At 44.5% G+C, this 21513-nt stretch carries 23 protein-coding genes; 3 read left to right on the forward strand and 20 right to left on the reverse strand.

The window, feature by feature from the left end; translation table 11 throughout:
• Nucleotides 1-62: 62 nt before the first annotated feature.
• From msrA to FTU40_RS02865, 6 genes are all read right to left on the reverse strand, one after another.
• Nucleotides 63-587 (reverse strand): peptide-methionine (S)-S-oxide reductase MsrA, encoded by a 525-nt coding sequence (gene msrA / locus FTU40_RS02840; protein WP_005095533.1) that lies wholly within the window; start codon nt 585-587, stop codon nt 63-65.
• A 103-nt stretch (nt 588-690) separates the two neighbouring features.
• Nucleotides 691-1152, reverse strand: coding sequence for an META domain-containing protein (locus FTU40_RS02845; protein WP_100329269.1), 462 nt, complete (start codon nt 1150-1152; stop codon nt 691-693).
• Nucleotides 1153-1253: 101 nt separating this feature from the next.
• On the reverse strand, nt 1254-2303 hold the full coding sequence (locus FTU40_RS02850; RefSeq protein WP_180039704.1) for a DUF4105 domain-containing protein: 1050 nt from the start codon (nt 2301-2303) through the stop codon (nt 1254-1256).
• Between the two features lie 23 nt (nt 2304-2326).
• The gene (locus FTU40_RS02855) at nt 2327-2839 is read right to left on the reverse strand and encodes a dihydrofolate reductase (RefSeq protein ID WP_180039706.1); all 513 of its coding nucleotides are present in this window, start codon (nt 2837-2839) and stop codon (nt 2327-2329) included.
• A gap of 97 nt (nt 2840-2936) precedes the next feature.
• A complete protein-coding gene (thyA, locus tag FTU40_RS02860; protein WP_180039708.1) occupies nt 2937-3779 on the reverse strand; it encodes a thymidylate synthase in 843 nt (280 codons plus the stop codon).
• Between the two features lie 181 nt (nt 3780-3960).
• The gene (locus FTU40_RS02865) at nt 3961-4452 is read right to left on the reverse strand and encodes a lipocalin family protein (RefSeq protein ID WP_100329265.1); all 492 of its coding nucleotides are present in this window, start codon (nt 4450-4452) and stop codon (nt 3961-3963) included.
• A 400-nt stretch (nt 4453-4852) separates the two neighbouring features.
• Between FTU40_RS02865 and FTU40_RS02870 the strand changes: the two genes are divergently transcribed.
• Nucleotides 4853-5368 carry a CHAP domain-containing protein gene (locus FTU40_RS02870; RefSeq protein ID WP_180039710.1) on the forward strand — a complete coding sequence of 172 codons (516 nt, stop codon included), beginning with the start codon at nt 4853-4855 and terminating at the stop codon, nt 5366-5368.
• An 18-nt stretch (nt 5369-5386) separates the two neighbouring features.
• Here FTU40_RS02870 and FTU40_RS02875 read toward each other — a convergent pair whose 3' ends face one another.
• The 3 genes from FTU40_RS02875 to lgt all read right to left on the reverse strand — a co-directional run bounded on the left by FTU40_RS02875 (nt 5387) and on the right by lgt (nt 7058).
• On the reverse strand, nt 5387-5773 hold the full coding sequence (locus FTU40_RS02875; protein ID WP_180039712.1) for a hypothetical protein: 387 nt from the start codon (nt 5771-5773) through the stop codon (nt 5387-5389).
• Nucleotides 5766-6158, reverse strand: coding sequence for a hypothetical protein (locus FTU40_RS02880; protein WP_005095547.1), 393 nt, complete (start codon nt 6156-6158; stop codon nt 5766-5768). Before FTU40_RS02880 ends, FTU40_RS02875 begins: the two co-directional genes overlap by 8 nt.
• A gap of 90 nt (nt 6159-6248) precedes the next feature.
• Entirely contained in the window at nt 6249-7058 is an 810-nt protein-coding gene (lgt, locus tag FTU40_RS02885) for a prolipoprotein diacylglyceryl transferase (RefSeq protein WP_005095548.1), read from the reverse strand.
• A gap of 93 nt (nt 7059-7151) precedes the next feature.
• Here lgt and FTU40_RS02890 point away from each other — a divergent pair, with 93 nt between their 5' ends.
• Nucleotides 7152-7934 carry an NRDE family protein gene (locus FTU40_RS02890; protein ID WP_180039714.1) on the forward strand — a complete coding sequence of 261 codons (783 nt, stop codon included), beginning with the start codon at nt 7152-7154 and terminating at the stop codon, nt 7932-7934.
• A gap of 52 nt (nt 7935-7986) precedes the next feature.
• Here FTU40_RS02890 and FTU40_RS02895 read toward each other — a convergent pair whose 3' ends face one another.
• The 4 genes from FTU40_RS02895 to tatA form a co-directional block, all read right to left on the reverse strand.
• Nucleotides 7987-10239, reverse strand: a complete 2253-nt coding sequence (locus FTU40_RS02895) for a PhoX family phosphatase (RefSeq protein ID WP_159138506.1) — start codon at nt 10237-10239, stop codon at nt 7987-7989.
• Nucleotides 10240-10433: 194 nt separating this feature from the next.
• Nucleotides 10434-11210, reverse strand: coding sequence for a twin-arginine translocase subunit TatC (gene tatC, locus FTU40_RS02900; protein ID WP_005095554.1), 777 nt, complete (start codon nt 11208-11210; stop codon nt 10434-10436).
• Nucleotides 11207-11629 carry a Sec-independent protein translocase protein TatB gene (gene tatB / locus FTU40_RS02905; protein ID WP_005095555.1) on the reverse strand — a complete coding sequence of 141 codons (423 nt, stop codon included), beginning with the start codon at nt 11627-11629 and terminating at the stop codon, nt 11207-11209. Before tatB ends, tatC begins: the two co-directional genes overlap by 4 nt.
• Before the next feature lie 9 nt (nt 11630-11638).
• A complete protein-coding gene (gene tatA / locus FTU40_RS02910; protein ID WP_100355649.1) occupies nt 11639-11857 on the reverse strand; it encodes a Sec-independent protein translocase subunit TatA in 219 nt (72 codons plus the stop codon).
• Between the two features lie 185 nt (nt 11858-12042).
• On the opposite strand from tatA, the gene FTU40_RS02915 reads away from it, so the two are divergent.
• Nucleotides 12043-12924 carry a hypothetical protein gene (locus FTU40_RS02915; RefSeq protein ID WP_005172765.1) on the forward strand — a complete coding sequence of 294 codons (882 nt, stop codon included), beginning with the start codon at nt 12043-12045 and terminating at the stop codon, nt 12922-12924.
• A 141-nt stretch (nt 12925-13065) separates the two neighbouring features.
• Here FTU40_RS02915 and rdgB read toward each other — a convergent pair whose 3' ends face one another.
• From rdgB to FTU40_RS02950, 7 genes are all read right to left on the reverse strand, one after another.
• Nucleotides 13066-13692: an RdgB/HAM1 family non-canonical purine NTP pyrophosphatase gene (gene rdgB, locus FTU40_RS02920; RefSeq protein ID WP_180001633.1), complete on the reverse strand. Its 627-nt coding sequence runs from the start codon at nt 13690-13692 to the stop codon at nt 13066-13068.
• A gap of 102 nt (nt 13693-13794) precedes the next feature.
• Complete coding sequence (locus FTU40_RS02925) at nt 13795-14385, reverse strand: tetratricopeptide repeat protein (protein ID WP_100534625.1); 591 nt, start codon at nt 14383-14385, stop codon at nt 13795-13797.
• A complete protein-coding gene (gene metW, locus FTU40_RS02930; RefSeq protein ID WP_004278415.1) occupies nt 14382-14975 on the reverse strand; it encodes a methionine biosynthesis protein MetW in 594 nt (197 codons plus the stop codon). Before metW ends, FTU40_RS02925 begins: the two co-directional genes overlap by 4 nt.
• Nucleotides 14975-16135, reverse strand: coding sequence for a homoserine O-acetyltransferase (locus FTU40_RS02935; RefSeq protein WP_180039716.1), 1161 nt, complete (start codon nt 16133-16135; stop codon nt 14975-14977). Before FTU40_RS02935 ends, metW begins: the two co-directional genes overlap by 1 nt.
• Before the next feature lie 113 nt (nt 16136-16248).
• Nucleotides 16249-17946: a 2-isopropylmalate synthase gene (gene leuA / locus FTU40_RS02940; protein ID WP_005095570.1), complete on the reverse strand. Its 1698-nt coding sequence runs from the start codon at nt 17944-17946 to the stop codon at nt 16249-16251.
• A 428-nt stretch (nt 17947-18374) separates the two neighbouring features.
• Nucleotides 18375-19058: a Fe2+-dependent dioxygenase gene (locus FTU40_RS02945; protein WP_100355653.1), complete on the reverse strand. Its 684-nt coding sequence runs from the start codon at nt 19056-19058 to the stop codon at nt 18375-18377.
• Nucleotides 19059-19130: 72 nt separating this feature from the next.
• Entirely contained in the window at nt 19131-21362 is a 2232-nt protein-coding gene (locus FTU40_RS02950; RefSeq protein WP_180001635.1) for a TonB-dependent siderophore receptor, read from the reverse strand.
• Nucleotides 21363-21513: the final 151 nt, after the last annotated feature.

The raw sequence follows: 21513 nt of genomic DNA on the forward strand, positions 1-21513 counted from the left end.
TTCAGCTAACAAAAAAAGCGACTGATTTCAGTCGCTTTTTTTATCCCCATTTTTTATGCAAATTAATGGGTTTTTAACAAAGTCATAAATTTACTGCGTAATTTATTCAGTTTTGGCGGAATGGCAAAATTGCAGTAACCTTGGTTTGGGTTTTTCGCAAAGAAATTTTGGTGATATTCCTCAGCAGGATAGAAGGTCGGCATCGGGCTGAGTTCAGTCACAATATTCAGGCCTTCATTTTTTAAAGCATCCATGGCTGCTTCTGCCTGAGTTTTTTGTTCAGCATTCAGATAATAAATCACGGAACGATATTGGGTACCGACGTCATTGCCCTGACGGTTCAAAGTGGTTGGATCATGCGTCGCAAAAAACACCTCAAGGAGCTGGGCATAGCTGATCTGGTTTTCGTCGAAATCAACCAGAATAACTTCAGCATGGCCGGTTTCACCGCCGCACACGGCCTCATAATTTGGCTCAGGGGTATGACCGCCGGCATAGCCACTCAGGACTTGCTGAACGCCCTGAATTTGTAAAAATACCGCTTCGGTACACCAAAAGCATCCACCACCAAAAAGTGCTTGTTGCATGGCTGATTCCTCATTCGATTGAACTGGGCTGATGGTTAAATCCTGGCCCATCAGTATGAAAGATAAAAAAAGCCCGCCAATACAGGCTTTTTGTAGGGAAGTCTTAACGTGGCTGAACTGCACTTTCCAGCTGAATTAACACATTACCATGACGATCCAATAGTTTTAGGGTTTTACCAAATACCTGATAATGCGTCACCTTGGCTAAAGCTTCATTAAATTTTTGATCAAGCTGATCATTATGCATACAGGCCATGCGTGTTGTTGCCATCTGGCTTAAATTCAAAGTATCTTTGCCCGCCGTATAGCTGCCCATGATCCGGTTACAACCATCTGAACCGGAAACACGCTGGGTGCTGGTATCAAATTGCAGACTTGGAAGATGAGGTGCAGTAGCTGCGGTCTTGATTTCAGTATTGCCAATCTGTGTGGCAATCCAGGTGCGATTTTGCAAAAGTTGTAAATGATTCGTGGTTTGTGTAGTGGCGGTATTCGGCACGGTCTCGCAGCCCATTACAGCCAATACCGAGCCTAATAGGGCAATTGCAGTTAATTTTTTTAGCATGAAAGATACTCTGATTATTGACTAGCTATTTGTATATAAACAAAAAAATGATCCGGGTTCCAGTTGATTTTGTATCTTTATTTACAGTAATAAAACGCCAGTTAATGTGTCTGAGGTGCAGGCAGGCCTTGACGAAGTCGCTGCGAATATTCCTGGCTGGACAGATCGGCGCTCTGTTTGACTCGTGGATTCACATGCGCCCGTTGGTACCAGGTGTGCATATCCCAGGATTGATCCAGCACTTTCAGATCATAGAGATAATTCGGTAAATAGCCGGACGCTAACAGTCGATAATCTGAAGGCAATTGTTGTTGCGATACTGCCTGAACCATATCAAAGACCAGAGTGGTGCAATTACTGGTCAGGGTGTTATACCACTTGGGTTCTCTGGCCAATTCATCGGCCTGGGCCAGATATTCTTTGAATAAGGCTTTGGCCTGAGCTTGGGGCATATTCACCGGAAAGAAATACACCTGCTCCCCGCGAATATTACTACGCGTATACACAATATCTTTTTCGTCCGATGCCACCAGACTCAATTCATATTTACGGAAAAACCCACCAATTGCAGAAAACTCTTCATGTTTTTCCTTGCGGATTTCAATCGAGAAAGTGAGAGGTTTTTGATTGGCAAAATCGAAGCTGACCAACGTGTGGGCAATTTTCGGACCCATCCAGTAGGAGGTAATGATATTCACCCCGCTAATCTGGTTCAGGTCAAAACTGCGGCTTTCCCAACGTTCGATATAACGACCATCAGCTTGCCAGTCAAAGTTCCGGATATTGTGCAGGGTGACCTGATCGTCTTGTTGTTCATAGTGCAACAACTGAGCCACTTCAGGATTCCACTCCCGATCCTGACGCGCTTGCAGACTAAAATAGCCCAGCAGACAAAACAGAAAGACCAGAAGATATAGAATGCTATCGGCTTTACGCGAGATCAGGTGCCGGGTGAAGTAGATCCCGAGTACAAGCAGGGAAAACGTTAACCAAACACCAATCAGGATCAAGCTGCCAATCTTGCCGAGAGGTTGCTGAACCCAGAGCATCAGGCTGAGCCACAGGCTCGACAGAATGACAAAGAGGGTAAACAGGCTACCCAGCAGCCACAGACTCCAGTGCTTGGAAATATATTCGCGTCCCTGCATCATCACTTTTTCATGAGAAATAGGCTTTATTTTCTGTAGGTTGTAAACTCAAAAGCAATCCCGGTTTTGTCGTCAATATGTTGCTCGGTCGCGACTTTTTTAAATTTTGCCGGAATTTCAGGATAATAGGCATGACCTTGTACATCCAGGTCGACATGAGTCAGTTCCAGACGGTCGGCAATGTCCATGGTCTGTTTAAAGATTTCACCGCCACCAATAATAAAAATAGACGTCGGTTTTTCTGAGCTGTGTACATCAGTAACTGCCTGAATAAGCGCATCTTCAATGTTATGAGCAACTTTAGTGCCTTGAAAAGACCAGTCAGGATCACGGGTAATGACCCAGTTCACGCGTTTAGGGAGCGCACGCCCCATCGATTCAAGGGTCTTGCGGCCCATGATAATCACACCGCCCTGAGTGATTTCTTTAAAATGCTTGAGATCGGCTGAGATATGCCAAGGCAGGTCATTGTCCTTACCAATACAGCGCTGCTGATCCATTGCAACGACATGAACGACTTCTAAATCCTGAAATGCCATACCTACACTCAAAAACAAATAAAAATTTGCTCCTATTAAAATGCAAAATCCCACTTTAAGCAAAGTGGGATTTTGATTTTCTTTGGTTTGGGAACATTTACACTGCAACGGGTGCCTTAATCCCCGGATGTGATTCATAACCAATAATTTCAATATCTTCAAATTTGAAGTCGAACAGGTCTTTGATCTCAGGATTCAATTTAAGTTGGCACAGGCCCAAGGGCTCACGGCTGAGCTGTAACTGGGCTTGCTCGAAGTGATTGCTATACAGGTGTGTATCGCCACCGGTCCAGACAAAATCACCGACCTCCAGCTCACAGACTTGCGCGATCATATGCGTCAACAGGGCATAGCTGGCGATATTAAATGGAACACCGAGAAAAACATCGGCGCTACGCTGATACAGCTGACAAGACAATTTGCCATTGTGGACAAAGAACTGGAACAGGGTATGGCAAGGCGGTAATGCCACTTGGCCCGCTTCATTCGGATTCCAGCCAGATACAATCAGACGGCGCGAATTCGGATTGGTTTTAATTTCATTAATCAACCATTTGATCTGATCAAAACCATCCTGATTATAGCTATTATCTGCATTTTTGCTGGCACCAAAATTACGCCACTGGTGACCGTAAACTGGCCCCAGTTCACCTTCAGGGCGGCCAAAACGCGCGGTCTGTTCGGCGGTTGCCCACTCATCCCAAATCGAAACTTTATGCTCTTTTAAATATTGAACGTTGGTATCGCCTTTTAAAAACCATAATAATTCAATCACGATAGAACGGAAATGAACTTTTTTGGTGGTGAGTAAAGGGAAACCTTGGGAAAGATCAAAGCGCATCTGATGACCAAATACCGAACGTGTCCCTGTACCGGTACGGTCGCCTTTATCGCCGCCGTTGTCGAGAATGTGTTGTAAAAGGTCAAGATATTGGCGCATAGGTCTCTCTATTTAAATCTGTTGAAAATCGCCGTTTTAACAGCAGTATAGATTATTTCAAAAATAATTTGCTGTCGAAAGGGACAATTTAAATTGCGCATATCATAGCATTTTTTGATGAGCTTTCATCGCTCAAACCAGAATAAAAAAGACCTCCTGATAGAGGTCTTTGTACAGTAAATTAAGCCGTTTTATGGCCAGTATGCACGGTGTGAATCAGATCGGACAGATCATAACCTAAGGATTCTGCATAGCTTAAATATTCACGTTGAGTGGCTTCATCTAAAGTCGTCCCGCGATGTAGCAGCCATAAGTATTCTTTACCAGGTTCGCCCACAAGGGCCGTCTGATAATCCGGATCGATTTTTAATACCCAATAATCGCCCTTGGTAAACGGAATCCAACGCAGGCCTTCAGGTAAAAAACTGACTTCGAGCTTGGCATGTTCTGCATCGACAATGGTCGCTTCAGCAATGGCTTCATCCAGCTTACCCTCACCATCCAGACAGCGGTTCTGAACCCGAACCTTGCCATTTTCATTTAAGCTATATACCGCAGAAATATCGGTGCTGTTCTCGGGTTGGTGTTTCATCGGCAAACGTGCAATTTCATACCAGGTGCCTAAATATTGTTCTAAATTAAAATTTGAAACGGTACTTAAAGTCTGACTCATTTTTCTTCTCCGTTTAGTTCAATATTTAAAAATGCCGAATCAGTGTAATACAGGGTGCAAAGCTCAAAATGATGTAATCATGTAGTGAAATGTTGTCTGAAAATGGCCGAGCTACAGCTTAAAGTCACACGTTTGAGTAGAAAAAAAATAAGGACTCATTTTGTGTATTTCAGGCTGAAAAGACTTTGCAAGGCGTCGGAGTTGGCTTTGCTTTACATTTTTTTTGCAAAGATGATGGGTTTTGTAACTGTATTAGAAAGAACGGCTTAATTTGAATGCCGCAAAAATAGACAAATTTATTTACATTTTTAATGTGAAAGATAACATTTAAACGACTAGTATTCTCGGCTTGTTAACAATATGAAAGCCTAAATTACAGGCGAGGAGCGGTTGGTAAGGCATGATCTATGATCATCAAGTAAACATGAGCGAAGTATATGCTTCTGTCCAAGCGAATATCATTGTGCGTTCCCAATCGGAGCAAAGACCTAAAAAGTCATCCCACAAAGCCACTGTCCGTAATGCTTCAGGCGTAAGCAATGGCCATCGTATCAATATCGAGAAATTTACCAGTTATCTGCAAGGCATTACCCGAAATACCAGTACACAGAAATGTGCGCGCAGTATTCGTGTCGGTCTGCAATCCTCTGGTGCGAAAATTGTGAACCATCCAGTCGCAGCGGCAGATTGGGGAAGTACCCTGATGCAGCTGGGCTATAAGAAAATTAATGCTTCTTTTGATCGGCCGAAAAAAGGCGATATCTATATTATTGACCGTACTCAGGGACATAAATATGGACATATCGCGGCTTATTCAGGTAGTGCCTGGGTATCGGATTTCAAACAGCGAGATCATGCGGTTTATCGCAATAAAAACGTGACTTATAGTTACTATCGTCTGGAAACTTACTTCTAAGAAAATACTGCGAAGTGATCAGTCCTCAAAACGCTTCGCACGGCTTTCATAGATTGAAACGATAAATAATCCAATCGCGGCAAAGCCAAGACATTGCAGACCCCAGGCAAATTTGCCCCATTGTTGGTGCTGTTCAGGCAAATAGCCAAACAGGGTAATTAAGGCAATGATGGGAATCACCCGGCTCAAGGCGCTAAAGCCATTTGCATAGGGATTGGATTTCGAAATTTTCAGGCGGAAATGGTGCAGTAAATGCACGACAATCCCAATCGCTAAACTCACCCCAACAAATACCGGATCTAACTGGGCCACAGTTGATGCTGCGTAAATGACAATACAGGTCGCAATAATCACCATCAGTTTGATTTGACGGTGACAGCGTTCGGAATACCAAAATTCAAGCATGTGGCGGCTCTGGATCGTGAGAGTTCTGATTGAGCAGTGATAGCGGTGAAAACAGACAAATTGCCAGTGCCATAAAAGCAATGCCTTGTGCACCCGGAATCAGGATTTCACCCTGCTGCATGTTCATAAAAACTAAAGCAATCAATAAGGCAATTGGAATCCAGGTCAGTAGTCTATACAGTAAACCGGTCGGATTTTTGCTGGCAAAGTGGATTTTGCAGTAACGACAAATCAGAAAAATCACACCCGTACCGACAAACATCAGAATTGCATCCAAGGGCAGTGGTTCCATCCAGTACAACACTGCAGCTGTCACGGCAATCACAATAAAGATCAACAGTTTTTTTAGAACAGACACCTGTGGATTGAACCAGAACTCAAGCATAGTGATGAAGAAATCGAAAAGATAATCGGCACTTTAGCATATTTTGGCTATAAAAAAGCGAGGCCTGTGCCTCGCTCAATTGAGCTGGTTTTAACTGTTTTTCTGTGGACCCCAGTCATAGATTTTCTTTTGGTAGGCATACCACATCATCCACAAACCAATCAGGATCATTGGCAGGCTCAGGAATTGGCCCTTGCTCATCCAGCCAATAAACAGCTGACCATTGTCCGGCTCACGGAAGAACTCGACCACGAAGCGTGCCAGACCATAACCGATCAGGAACAGTGCAGAGACCGCCATACGTGGACGCGGCTTGGAACTGAACCACCACAATACAATAAACAGAATCAGGCCTTCACACAGCGCCTGATACAATTGTGATGGATGACGCACCAGCTGCAAAGGATCGGTCGGGAAAATCATGCCCCAGGCAAAGTTGGGATCGGTCACCTGACGGCCATACAATTCACCGCCAATAAAATTACCAATCCGGCCAAACATCAGCCCCGTTGGTACGCAGGGTGCGATAAAATCCAGGGTCTGGAACCAGGTCATCTTGTATTTCCGGCACCACCACAGCATGGCCAGAATGACACCGAGGAAACCACCGTGGAAGCTCATACCACCGGTCCAGATCTGGAATAACCATAAAGGATCTGCGAGGAACTGAGAAAAACCATAGAACAAGACATAACCGACACGGCCACCGATGATGACACCAAGCGCACCGAAGAAAATCAGGTCAGAGACCATATCTGGCGTCCAGCCGCGTTGTTTGGCTCGAAACGTTGCCAATCCCCAGGCAAATAAAAATGCCAGTAAGTACATCAGTCCATACCAGTGGACTTGCAGGGGCCCGAGCGAAATCGCGACGGGATCAATATTGGGATAGGTGAGCATTCCTGTTCCTTGTGATTCTGTTTTGCACAGATTTTAGCTGAAAGCAAAGAAAAATGTTGTACATTCAATGTGTAAAGATCGAGAGCGTAAATTATGTGTATCGTGGCATTGGCTTGGCAGGTTCTGGATCAGAGCCCATTATGTCTGATTTCAAATCGGGATGAGTTCTATCAGCGTCCTACGCAGGAGCTGCATGAATGGGAGAATAGTCCGATAATTGCCGGGCAGGATCTGCAGTCGGGCGGCACCTGGATGGGAATTACGGCTTCCGGTCGCTGGGCGGTGATTACCAATTTTCGTGATGGACAGGACAAAGGGCACTATCCGACTTCACGTGGTCATATCATCCAAGATTTTTTAAATTCGGACTTAACGCCGATTCGTTTCGCGCAAGATCTGGAACAACGGCAGTGTGACTATGCCGGTTTTAACCTGTTCGTTGGAGACCAGCAGCAGGCGGTGTATATGAGCAATCGCGGCGAAGCACCGCAAGTGCTGGCACAAGGCGTCTATGTTGTCTCCAATGGCCTGATGAGCGAAGACTGGTATAAGACCCGGCATTTGCGTAAACGCTTTACCCAGGAATTTTTACCCATGCTGCAACAACCAGCCATGCCAGAAACTGATCTGTGTCATGCGGTTTGGGATATTCTGGAAGATGAACGCAAGGTGATTCCTGAACTGTTGCCGGAAACAGGGATCTCGGTTGAAATGGAACATCTGCTGTCCTCGACTTTTATTCAAAGCCCGACTTACGGCACCCGTTGCTCGAATTTTCTAAGAATGCAGCGAGGACAATGGCACTGGATCGAGAAGTCACAACAAGGTGTGACTGCAGGGCAATTGATCGAGAAAATCATGATGCTACAACAATAATCCCAGATAAAAAATGCCGACATCTGCCGGCATTTTAATGAAACTTATTTTTTTATGCTGTCGCTTGTTCCAAGGCTTCACCGGCAATCGCACCGCCATCCTTACGGGTAATGACCACAGTCGCAGAGCGAGGCACTTTGCCTAAACGGCTATAACGCTCACTTTGATTGGCTGGCCATGCACCGCCTGGATGCTGCACATTGACGAAAATTGCTTTGTAGTCCGGCGTAATCGTCACACCGGTAATTTCACAGCCCGATGGCCCTGTGAGGAAGCGGCGAACCCGATCATTATTCAGTTTGGCACCGACAAAGGTTTCCTGTCCTTCAGCCTTGGTGCTGGCTGCCAATGCTTTTCTGCCATCACCGACTGTACCTGGCAGGGCTGCCAGCATCATACAGTTGGTTTCATCGGTGTACTGGCCATCATCCGTCTGGATCCACAAAATACCACGCGGATCGAACCACATCCCGTCCGGGCTAGAGAAGTCATTTAAATCATCCAGACCTGACAGGTTGATGTTAGAGGCAGCACGTGCTTCTGCACCGAACAGGAAGATATCCCAGGCAAATGTCGTGGCTTTGACATTATTCTCATTTTCACTAAAACGGATAATATGACCATTCATATTGCCTGAATTGCTGGCATTTGAACCTTTGAAGTCGATATAGCTACGTGGGTTGGCAGCATCAGTTTCATATGCACGACCACGGTTACCGTTATTGGTGAGAGTGACATAGACTTCACCATTTTCCGGATTGACGGCAACCCATTCCGGACGGTCCATTTTGGTCGCGCCGACATGATCGGCAGCAAGACGGAGATTAATGACGATATCGTCTTGGCCTGCAAATGGATAAATTTCGTTGGCAGCAGTTAAACCATTTTTACCATAGCTAAGTTCTAACCATTCACCAGTACCATCATCATTGAATTTAGCGACATATAATGTGCCTTTATCCATGTATTTATCACCAGCGGTATAACCCCCATTGACATCTTTCGGATCCCAGACTGCATCAGAAACAAATTTATAGATATATTCGCCTGTTGCATCATCCCCCATATAGAAGGCTAATGGCTGACCCGGAATCGGATTACTACAGCGGCAGTCTTCATGGGCAAAGCGGCCCAATGCAGTACGTTTAACCGGACGTGTGTTCGCGCTAAATGGATCAATCTCGACAATGAATCCGCAGGTATTCATGACATTACGATAATCAGCTAAAGCACTGGCGCCTTTTACTGAAATATCCCAACGATCATACAGTCCTTTATCACCGGTTAATTCAGCAACCGGAGTATTCCAGCGGTATTGAGATGAACGGGCCTCACTACCGCCACGACCATAACGTGACAAGGCAATTTCTTCTTTTGCAATCGCGCGGGTGTCATTGGCTTGACGGGCAAAATAACCACTCCAGTTTTCTTCAGCCGTTAAGTAAGTGCCCCAAGGTGTATACCCATTACCACAGTTGGCAAAGGTGCCGCGCGTCAACGTTCCATCGGGTGAGAAAATCGTTTTCACCAAGTCAGAGCCGCGAGCGGGTCCATGAATTTCCATCTCGGTTGCTGCCGTGATACGACGGTTAAACTTAGAATTTAAGTTAATTTTAACCTCTTGTGTATTGGCATCTTTGCTAATCTCAATGACCGAAACCCCATGCGCATTCACTTCACGAAGGACCTGATCTTCTGGACGTACACCGTCGATCGTAATCGGGCCTTCTGGCGTATGGAGTTGAGCTTGTTGCAGGTATTCGTGATTTAAAACCAGTAAACCTTGGGTGGACTCTTTGGCCGCATAGTTTTTGTTACTTGGATGCATACCGAAAAAGCTCATGCCGTCATGGTTATCGCCTGCACGGAACTGATAAGAAGCACCTGAAGCTAATGTTACATCTGTCTTTTCTGAATATGCAGGGTTAATTGGATCACCGACCGCATATAGCACTTTCAGTTCATAGCCTTCAGGCACGCTAAAGAAGTTTTGCGTATTTTTGCGAACCGGCTCAAAGGTCAATTTATTCGGGCGCGCTTTCAGGTCACTCCATGCATGTTGATCTGGGTTCGTGGTGTCTGGTGGTGTGGTGGGGTTAGTGTCAGGCGTGCCAGAATCATTATCATCATCTGAACAACCACTTACTGTTGCTGCAAAGGCTAAGGCCATTGCCCCACTGGTGGTTTTTGCAATAAAACTACGGCGACTGGTGTATTGATCCAGAATTGTTTGAAAGTGGCTATTGTTTGAATTATTACTGTCTTCAACCAGATCCTGGCAAGGTATCATGTCTTCGTTTTTCATTTTAAAGTCTCAAGTAAAAATAAGTGCTTGGTGGTGTAGAAGTTTTCAATACCTTAAGTCTGAGATGTGACACTAATCTTAAGGAAATGTGACATTAAGATTAAATAAATCAGTATTTTACTGATATTTTAAAAATAAAAAGACAGCCGGAGCTGCCTGAGTTAAAGCATGATTTTTGTTTTGGCTGATTGTTCTTATTGCGCTTTTAAACGCCGTTTTTCGATCAGTTTTCCGGCCAGCAAACCCAGTTCAAACAGCAACCACATCGGTACAGCCAACATGATCATCGACAGTGCATCTGGTGGTGTCACGAACATCGCGACAAAGAAACAGCCGACAATAATAAAGCGCCGTTTCTCCACCAGGGTTTGTGTTGAAACTGCCCCAATCAGGATTAAAACCAAGGTAATAATCGGGATTTCAAAGGTAAAACCAAAGACCAGAAACAGCTTTAAACAGAAGCTAAGATAACTGTTAATGTCGGTCATCGGTGCCACAGTTTCCGGCGAGACACTGATAAAAAAATGCAGGATCGAAGGCAAGGCCACAAAGTAGGCAAAGCTGATCCCGGTATAAAACAGCACAATACTGCCGATCAAAAGCGGCAGCGCCAGACTCTTTTCTTTGGCATATAACGCCGGTTTAACAAATGTCCAGAGCTGATACAGAATAAACGGCATTGTGATCATCAGCGCCACAAAGAAATTCAGCTTAAACGGTGCCATGAATGTTGCCGTCACATCCGTGGCAATCATGGTCGAGCTGGCAGGCAATTGTGCCCGTAAAGGTTCAGATAACCATTGATAGGTCTGATTGGCAAAGGGCAGCAAACAGAAAAACAGGCCAATCAGGACAGCAACCACTTTAAACAGATGTTTTCTTAACACCACCAAATGCTGGGTAATCGGCATCTCTTCAAGGTTCAGCGCTGCAGCATCATTTGAAGCAGGTGTGGTCGGTGAAGACGTCATACGGCCACCTTCATTTCTGTATAGCGTTGTTGGGAAATCACTGCTTGAGTTTGTGCAGGCTGAGGTAAATACACCACTGATACGGGCTGTACTACAGGCTGATAGCGAAGCACGGGCTGGGCAGCCTGAGGCTTTACTTTTAATTCATCAGTTGCAATCGGCTGCTGCAAATCTGCCATTTGTGCCTGCATCTTGGCTTCGAGTTGCTGGATCCGCTGCATTTCGGCCTGCATCTGTTCTCGCAGTTCGGACAAGCGTAATTCACGATCCAGATCGTTCTGAACATTGCTGACCATGCGCTTGATCTTGCCATACCATGTTCCGACAAAACGGACTGCCTCAGGTAACTTGTCTGGCCCAAGCACCAGAAGTGCAATAATCCCGAAAATCAGCAGCTCGGTCATTCCGATATTGAGCATAGCGGACTCTTAACTCTTGATTGAGGTTTCAGGGGTTTTGACTTGTGCATCAATCGTTCGCGGTTCTTGCAGCTTGGCCATTTCTGCTTCTTCATCTTTGACTGATTTTTTAAAGTCTTTAATTGCACCGCCGACATCTTTACCCAGGTTTTTCAGCTTCGATGTACCAAACAATAAAATCACCACAATTGCAAAAATCAGCACATGCCAAATTGATAATCCTGCCATTATTTTATCCTCTATATTTCATGCCCCTATCTCAGCAGGCTTGTATGACAGCGCGGTGACGCTTTAATGACAGTTTGCCGACACGGCAGCAGGGTAATGAGTAATTCATATGAAAAATCTATCATTAGATGAAAAGGATGCTGTGCTAGCATATAACCTGATATGGAAATCTCAGCAGCACTGTCATGGCCTTGATTCTTCCCCTGCTGTCTTTTTTGATTGGTTATTGGGGTGTGCAATATTTAAAGCCGGTTCGACCTGTCTTGGCGGCTTTATTGGCACGTGTCCTGATTCCTGTGCTGATTATTTACAATATGGTGTTTTATAAAGCGGGCAGTCTGTGGCTGATGGGCTTTAGTATTTTTAGTTCAATTGTGCTGTTTAGCCTGTTTTATTATTTTGCCAAAGATAAATTGCGTGCGCTGTGTTTTAGCTATTTGAATGGCGTATGGCTCGGTCTGCCGTTTGCCTTAGCAGTGTTTGGCACTGACGCAATGTCGACCATGATTGCACTTTATATTGGTGGCTCATTATTTGGGAATGTCAGTGCTGTCATTGCCGTGAGCCAAACTCGCCAAGATTGGACATTTATTCTGAAAAATATCCTGCAATCGCCACCGGTGATCGCACTCAGTATTGCAGGGGTTTTATCATTTTGGGACTTTAGTCATTATGAGTTTCATCCCACCCTTCAATGGGCATATGCAGCCAATAAATTTTTAGTCACTTTTGCAGGAATGTGCATTTTGGGCATGTGGCTTCGTCATGTCCGTATTCAGCTGAGGGATTTAAAGCGCAGTCTGGTGCTGATCAGCGGGCGCTTTATTTTTGCATTAGGCTTGGCTGGTATTGCCTATATATTCTTGCCGATTCCACATCAGCTCCTGACTTATAGTGTAATGATGATGTATTTCTTATTGCCACCGGCAGCGAACATCGTGGCTTTAGAAACCCATTATCAGGGCACAGGGCATTCTGCCAAATATATTGCTTCGGGGACGATTGCGAGTGCAATTTTGATTGGGATCTATGGGCTGGTGTTGCATGCGGTGATGCCTACGCTATAAAGTTTCCTTTTTTGGAGAGAAGGCTAGAAAGAGTTATAAAGTCCCCCCCCTTTGAAAAATGGGGATTTAGGGGGATTCTTGATAAGAGGTAAATTTGAATCCCTCCCGACCTCCCTTTGGAAAAGGGAGGGGTAAAACAAATTATTTCGCCAAACTGGCTTTAAACAGCTGCATGGCCTGACCACGATGACTGATTTTATTCTTTTCTTCTTTGCTCATTTCTGCACTGGAAATACCGAGTTCCGGCAACCAGAACAGCGGGTCATAACCGAAGCCATTTTCACCGCGTGCTGCTTCTAAAATTTCACCCGTCCAGATGCCCTGGAAAATTTGTGGCAGTGGATCTTCAGCATGTTGAACCAGTGCCAGTACACAGACAAACATGCCTTCAATCGCTTCGCTATCTTTACGCAATGGTTTCAAATCTGCCAGCAGTTTCTTATTGTTGGCGGCATCATTGCCATGTTCACCGGCATAACGTGCTGAGTAGATCCCAGGAGCTCCGCCAAGAACTGGCACACAAATGCCTGAGTCATCGGCAATCGCAGGTTTACCTGAGATTTTAGAGGCATGACGTGCCTTGATAATGGCATTTTCAACAAAGCTTAAGCCATCTTCGATGGCATCTTCGATATTCAATTTACCTTGCGCCACGACTTCAACAGGTAATTGTAATTCAGCAAACATTTTCTCAAACTCGGCAATTTTACCTTTGTTATTACTTGCCAATACCAGTGTGCCTTGGGATAACCAATCTGTAGAAGCCATGTGTCACTCATTCTCTAAATATCAATCGTGCTATTTTAACTGCCATTGCGGGTTTGTAGGCAATAAAAAAGCACCCGAAGGTGCTATTTATACCATTCAGCTTTATTGTGCCTGAATCCATCTGTCGGCACGGTCACGCGCCTGACGGATCTGTTCCTGGGTCAAGTTTGCCGCCAATGCTGTTTTCTTGCCTTCAGAAAGGGTAATCACTTTATTGTCGAGCATGCCATCACGGGTAGACAGTTCATACCACTGATAAGCACCCATGTAGTTTTTCTTTTTCTCTTCCATCATGGCCAGGTTAAAGCTGGCACGGTTATCACCACGGCTGGCTGCTTTTTCAAAATACTGACGTGCCAGCGCTTCATCTTTTCGGGTGCCCATGCCATCTGCCAGCATACGGCCGACATTTAACTGCGCCACAGCTAAACCTTGATCGGCAGCAGCTTTGTACCAGGCAAAGGCCTGTCGTTCATCTTTTTGAATGTCTTTGCCATACTGGTATTTGGTGGCCAGATAAAACTGTGCACCGGCCTGACCTGCTTTAGCTGCTTTGATCAGACTGTTGATATCCATTACTGAATACTGAGCCGCTTGACTGGCAACAGAAGGACTTGGAGCAACATAGTCGGCATGGGCTTGCATGCCAAAAAGTCCAGCCAGTAGCGTCGTACCTAATAATAATTTTTTCATAGCGCGCTCACTCGATAAATTGCGACTTCACCAAATAGATTAGGGAGATGCTTGCTCAGCAAACTATCTTCTTGATTCCCGTTCACAGCGAGTCGATTAATAATTTTGATATTATTTTCCGCACAAAGTGCTTCAAAATCACGAAATGTACATAAGTGGATATTCGGGGTGTTATACCACATATACGGCAAGGCTTCAGAAACCGGCATTCTCCCTTTGATTGCCAAGAAAGAACGGGTCTTCCAGTGGGCAAAGTTCGGAAACGTAATAATGGCCTGTTTCCCTACACGCACCATATCACGCAATAATACGTCAGGTGCATCTACAGCCTGCAAAGCTTGTGCCATGACCACATTGTCAAAAGACTGGTCGGCAAAGCGGCTTAAACCGAGGTTTAAGTCTTGTTGGATGATATTTAACCCGCGACTGACCGCAATTGCAATCTTTTCCTGATCAATTTCTAATCCGTATGCACGAATATCGTGCTTTTTGCTCATTTGTGCCAGCAGTTCACCGTCACCACAACCAAGGTCGAGTACGCTAGAACCCGGCTTGATCCACTTTTCAGCGAGTTGTTGATCGATACGCATTATATGGTCTCCTTCGGTGTTGCTTTAAGGTGTTCTTCACCCCCGAGAAATGCACGCAAAGATTTTACATAGAGCGGAATCGGGAACAGGAAGGAGTCATGACCTTGTTCCGCATCAATATCCAGATAGCTGACAGGTTTGTGGTTGCTGATCAAGGCATCCACGATTTCCTGTGAGCGGGCAGGGGTAAAACGCCAGTCAGTGGTGAATGACACTACAAGGAACTTGCACTGGGTATTGGCCATGGCTTTTTTAAGCGACTGTTCATATTCACGCGACGGATCAAAGTAATCCAGTGCCTTGGTCATGATCAGATAGGTATTGGCATCGAAGTTACGGCTGAACTGCTCACCCTGATAACGCAAATAACTTTCGACCTGGAATTCGACATCAAAACCATACATAAATTTGCCAGATTTCAGATCACGGCCAAATTTCTGCTTCATGGCTTCTTCGGACAGGTAGGTAATATGACCGACCATACGCGCCAGGATCAGGCCACGTTTGGGATAGCTGTCATTTTCCAGATAACGGCCGTTGTGGAAGTCAGGATCAGACAAAATTGACTGACGTGCTACTTCATTAAAGGCAATATTCTGTGCTGAAAGTTTTGGCGCACTGGCAATAATCACACATTTTCTTAAACGGTTCGGGTAATCCACTGACCATTGCAGTGCCTGCATGCCACCGAGTGAACCACCAATGATGGCATCCCAAGTCTGAATGCCTAAACGATCGGACAATAAAGCCTGAGTTTTAACCCAGTCGCGGACCGTGACCAGCGGAAAATCTGGACCATAAGGACGGTTTTCATTTTCAGGATTTGGTGAGGTTGGACCGGTAGAGCCACTACAGCCCCCAATATTATTCAGTGAAACCACAAAGAATTTTGCAGTATCAATGGCTTTGCCGGGACCAATACAGGCGTCCCACCAGCCGGCCTTTTTATCATCTTCATGATGATAACCTGCGGCATGATGATGACCAGAAAGGGCATGACAAATCAGAATGGCATTCGACTTGTCAGCATTTAAGGTACCGTAAGTTTCAACCATCAGTTCAAAACGGGGGAGGATGCGACCGCATTCAAGCTCTAACGGCTCTTCAAATTGGAACTTTTGTGGGACAACAATGCCCACTGAGTCAGCTGGAAAAGACACGGGGAGGATTCGCCTTAAAATCTTGAGTATGAATAATAAAAGGATACCACTAGCGGATATCCTTCTAAAGTCATTTTAGTGCTATGAATTATCGCTAATTCTAATACAGCCGGTTAGACCGCAGCAGCGATTACCTGATCAGTGCTTAATACACCTTGATCAATCAGACGGTTGGTCGATGCAAGAATTGCTTCGATCGAAGAGGTCACGATGTTGTCATGCACACCCGCACCAAAGGCAGACTTGCCAGTGCCTTTGACTTGCAGTTCAATCAAGGCCAAGGCTTTGGCATGCGCACCTGAACTGATGCTGCGCTCTTCATAGTTCACCACATCAATCGGTAACTGAAGTGCATCCAAGATTGCAGAAATTGGACCATTGCCTTCACCGCGAACACGGCGGGACTGACCCTCAACTTCAAGATCCAGCTCAATCACCTGATTGCCATTGTCATCCGATAACTTGTAGTTCTTAGTTGAGTAATGTACATGTTTAACATCGACATAAGTCTCTTTAAACAACTTCCAGATCTCGGTTGCAGAAATTTCAGTGCCTTGTTCATCGGTACGTTTTTGTACAATTTGCGAGAACTCGATTTGTAAACGACGTGGTAAAGTCACGTTGTAATTCGATTCTAACAAGTAGGCGATACCGCCTTTACCTGACTGTGAGTTAACGCGAATCACCGCATCATAGTCACGGCCCAAGTCTTTTGGATCGATTGGTAAATATGGCATATCCCACATTTCTTGGTCTTTCTGGAATTCGAAACCTTTTTTGATCGCATCCTGATGTGAGCCGGAGAATGCAGTAAAGACCAAATCACCTGCGTATGGATGACGTGGATGTACTGGCAAACCGGTACATTCTTCTACAGTCGCGATAATTTCATTGATATTGGAGAAATCCAGGTTTGGCGCAACACCTTGGGTATACATGTTCAATGCGATTGCTGCCACATCGACATTACCGGTACGCTCACCGTTCCCAAACACACAACCTTCAACACGATCGGCACCAGCCATAATCGCCAATTCAGATGCCGCGATGCCGCAACCACGGTCATTATGACAGTGCACTGAAATGATTACACCATCACGACGCTGAATATTGCGGTGCATCCATTCGATTTGATCGGCATAGATATGTGGACCTGAAACTTCTACCGTTGCTGGCAAGTTCAAGATCACTTTATTGGTCGGTGATGCTTCCCAGATTTCAGTCACAGCATCACAGACATCTTTTGCGACTTCTAATTCAGTCGCAGTGAAACATTCCGGACTGTACTGGAAGACAAATTCAGTTTCAGGCTGTTTTGCGGCATATTCTTTGACTTTTTGTGCTGCATTGACGGCTAATTGTTTTGCGCCCGCTACATCTACATTTAAGACTTTCTCGCGGAAAGTCGGTGAATTGGAGTTGTAGATATGCACAATGGCACGTTTTGCACCCTGTAAAGATTCAAAGGTACGAGCAATTAAATGATCACGGGCTTGAACCAAAACTTCGATATAAACATCTTCAGGAATATGATCTTCTTCAATCAATTTACGAGTGAAATCAAAGTCAATTTGCGATGCTGAAGGGAAACCAATTTCAATATGCTTGAAACCGATTTTCACCAACATCTGGAACATCTTGAATTTTTGCTCCATGTTCATTGGCTCGAAGATCGCCTGGTTACCATCACGCAGGTCAGTACTCATCCAGATTGGCGCTTTGTTGATTTCATTGTTCGGCCATTGACGGTCTGGTAAGTCCACACGTTGATACATGCGACGGTATTTTTTACTTGGATCAGCCAACATCATGAGAGAGCTCCTTGTGTAACCTGATAGAGTCTGCGCTTGGTTGAAGCACTGGCAAAGGTTACCGAATAGATTGTGTCTATAATCGTCTACATACAGATTGGAACCAGCATTAAAACTAAAAATCTTCTGGAATATTTGGGATTTAGTTTTAATCAAAAAACCTGCATGATCAACTTATAACTTTAAGTTTAATCCAGTTAAACCGAAAAGTTTTTGCTTTTTTAATAGATTTTAGTCGTATCTTAATAAAGATTTTCTTATAAGCTTTAAGTTTTGAAAAATATTCCCATATATTTTAAGTATAGTGTTTTATATTTTCTTGATTTTGAAATAAGCCGTTATTTTTTACACCCAATCATGCCATATCAGCCTCTATTTTTAGAAAAGATAGCCCTAGATGGTTAAAGACATTTCATCCGGGCAAGCTTTTAAAGCTCGGCCCATTTGCGCATGAGGTTGTGATACAAATTGGTCAGTTTCATAACTTCTGCATGCTGATCGCCCAGTTGCATTCTCAAGTTTTGAATGCTTTGATCCAGATTAAACAGCATATGCCGTTCTGCATCATCACGAATCATGCTTTGTATCCAGAAAAATGAGGCAATTCGGCAACCTGAGGTGATTGGGGTGACTTCATGCAAACTGGTGGATGGATACAGAATCATATCCCCGGCAGGCAGTTTTACTTCGTGATAGCCATAGGTGTCTTCAACCACCAGTTCACCACCGACATATTCTTCCGGCTCACTCAGGAAAACCGTACAGGATAAATCTGTTCTGAGACGTTCATTGCTCCCACGAATACGACGAATCGAATTATCGACATGAAAGCCGAAAGATTCATTATTTTCATAGCGGTTAAACAGGGGAGGAATAATATCCAGAGGAATTGCCGCTGATAAAAATAAAGCATGCTGTCCCAGAGATTCCAGAATAATATTGCTGAGATGATGAGTGAGTGGATGATCTTCAGGCAATTGCTGATTCTGTTTCACGCTGGCAGAGAGTGTACCCGCTGTGACTTTGCCATTGACCCACTCAATCTTCTTCATCTCCTCACGGAAATATTGCACCTGTTCTTTGCTCAGTACATTTGGAATATGATGCAGCACTGGAAACCCTCGAATAATTGCATTTTCAAAATAGCATAGCCTCCCATCAGGAGGCTATGCGCTTATATTGAATTAATATTTAAAGTTGACTGCCAGCACTGCACTGCGGCCTTCTGCTTCAGTGGCATAGTGAGAGGCATAAGCTTTAGTGAAGTAACGTTCATCAGACAGGTTGTTGACGTTTAATTGCAAATCAACATTTTCATTCACGTTATAACGCGCCATGGCATCATAACGGACATAACCTGGAACCCACTTGGTATTGGCTGCATCACCATAAACTTTATCCATTGCAACAGCACCCGCTCCTAAAGTTAAAGCAGGTGTTACAGCATAGGTAGTCCAAAGGGTTGCAGAATTTTTAGGTACATTCTGCATTTGCTTACCTTTGGCAGGGTTATCCGGTGTACACACGCCTTGACGGTTACAGGATGGGCCCGGGTTCACAGTTTCACTGTCGAGATAAGTATAACCAGCAGATACAGCCCATTTATCCGTAATTTGGCCATTTACGCCCAGCTCAAGACCGTCTACTTGGGTTTCGCCGCCATTGGTATATGTAGCAGCATCCAGTTGAATCCGTGTATTTTGTTTTTCAGTACGGAACACGGCAGCGGTTAAACTCAGTCTTTCATTTAATACATCCCACTTTGTACCGATTTCAAAGGTACGGCTCTCTTCTGGATCTAAGTCCATATAGACTTGGCCAATTGCTTCTGAACCATCCCCGCCATCTACACCGACCGGATTGGCAGAAGTCGCATAACTTGCATAGATAGAACCATTTTCAACAGGTTTAAAGATTAATCCAGCCTGATAGGTCAGGAAATCGGTATTATTTTCAATAGAGTCGCCAGTCGCGTTTGTGGTTTGCTTGGTATCAAATTTATCCCAACGTAAACCCAAATCTAATAACCATTGCGGGCTAAACTCGATATTATCTAAGAGATAGACAGATGTAGTCTCGGTCGTGGTTGTCGTGAGATTTTTGTTGGCTGCGGAAGAGCCCAACCATTGATCACGTGAGTCTGGATTAGTTAATGATGTACACCATGCATCGTTGATAGCACAGTCGCTGTTGAAACCACCTGTGGTGGTACCTGGATAGCCTGGATAACTTGTTAAGTAGTTACCTTTGTCAGATTTTTGATCTGAGTACTCTGCACCTATATTAAAGCTATGCTTGAATGCACCTGTATTAAACTTACCTGTCAAAGCAAGCTGGTCGGTAAAGATGTTGGTATCAGTAATACGTGAGTTTATACGATGCCAGACTTTATCATTCAGCACGTTCCCTTTGGAGTCATCTGGCTGGGTCCATAAGTAGTCATTTTTGGCAGTGCTATATACCGCTGTATTACTCAGGGTCAGGTTATCCGTTAAATCGTGTTCCAGTTTGATGGTACCGATCTGATTTTCCTGTTTCTGGAAATCACGACTTAATAAACCATAATAAATGCCCTGTTTTACATCGACAGGTTTACCGACGGTGGCTTTTTTTGCCGCATCATACTTATAAGGAACCCCTGAATCCGGCGTGTCATCCGATTTTAAATAGTAATAACTTAAAGTCGCACGGGTAGGGGTGTCCAGACCAAATACAATACTCGGTGCAATACCGGCACGTTTATATTCGGCACCATTTTTCTGGCCAGCTTTTTCATTATGGTGACCCATCACGGCCACACGTGCTGCTATACCATTTCCAAAATCTTTATTGCCATCCAAGGTTATGCGTTGATAGTTGTCAGTACCACCCGCGACAGAACCTTCTAGAAAGTCACCCGCTTTAGCAACTTTAGAAATCATGTTGATACTACCACCAGTCGTTCCTGCACCGCCCATGGCAGATGCAGAACCTTTGGTGACTTCAACCTGTTCGACAGCAAACATTTCACGGTTCTGTGAAGTGGCGTTGCGTACGCCGTCTACATACATGGAGCTTTCAGAATTATAACCCCGAATAAAAGGACGATCACCGTTTGGGTTGCCACCTTCACCCGCGCCCAAGGTAATCCCTGGAACTGTACGCAAGGCATCACTTAAGGTAGTGACTTGTGTATCTTCAATTAACTGTTTTGAAATGAGCGCAACTGACTTGGGGGTATCGAGTAAAGGCGCTACAAATTTGCTGTTTGCAGATTGGCTTACTTTGAAGCTAGGTGCCGGTTCAGCTTTGACTTCTTGATGAATCGTCTCTAACTGGATCACCTGTTCTTCTGCCATCGCAGATCCAGCCACCATTGATAAAGATGAAACAATTGCAGAGGAAACGATTTTTTTACGTGTTTTAATGAAGGTCATGTTAAACCTAAAAAATGAATATTAAAAAAGTATGAGAATAATAATGATTCTTGTTTTTATTTTTATCCTTTTGTCATAGGAATTCATGATCTTTAAGAAAATATTAAATGAGATTTCAAATGTAATGTTATATCAATACTTGATTAAACAA

This window comes from Acinetobacter sp. YH12100 (genome assembly GCF_013419135.1).
In the GTDB taxonomy this organism is placed as follows: domain Bacteria; phylum Pseudomonadota; class Gammaproteobacteria; order Pseudomonadales; family Moraxellaceae; genus Acinetobacter; species Acinetobacter pseudolwoffii.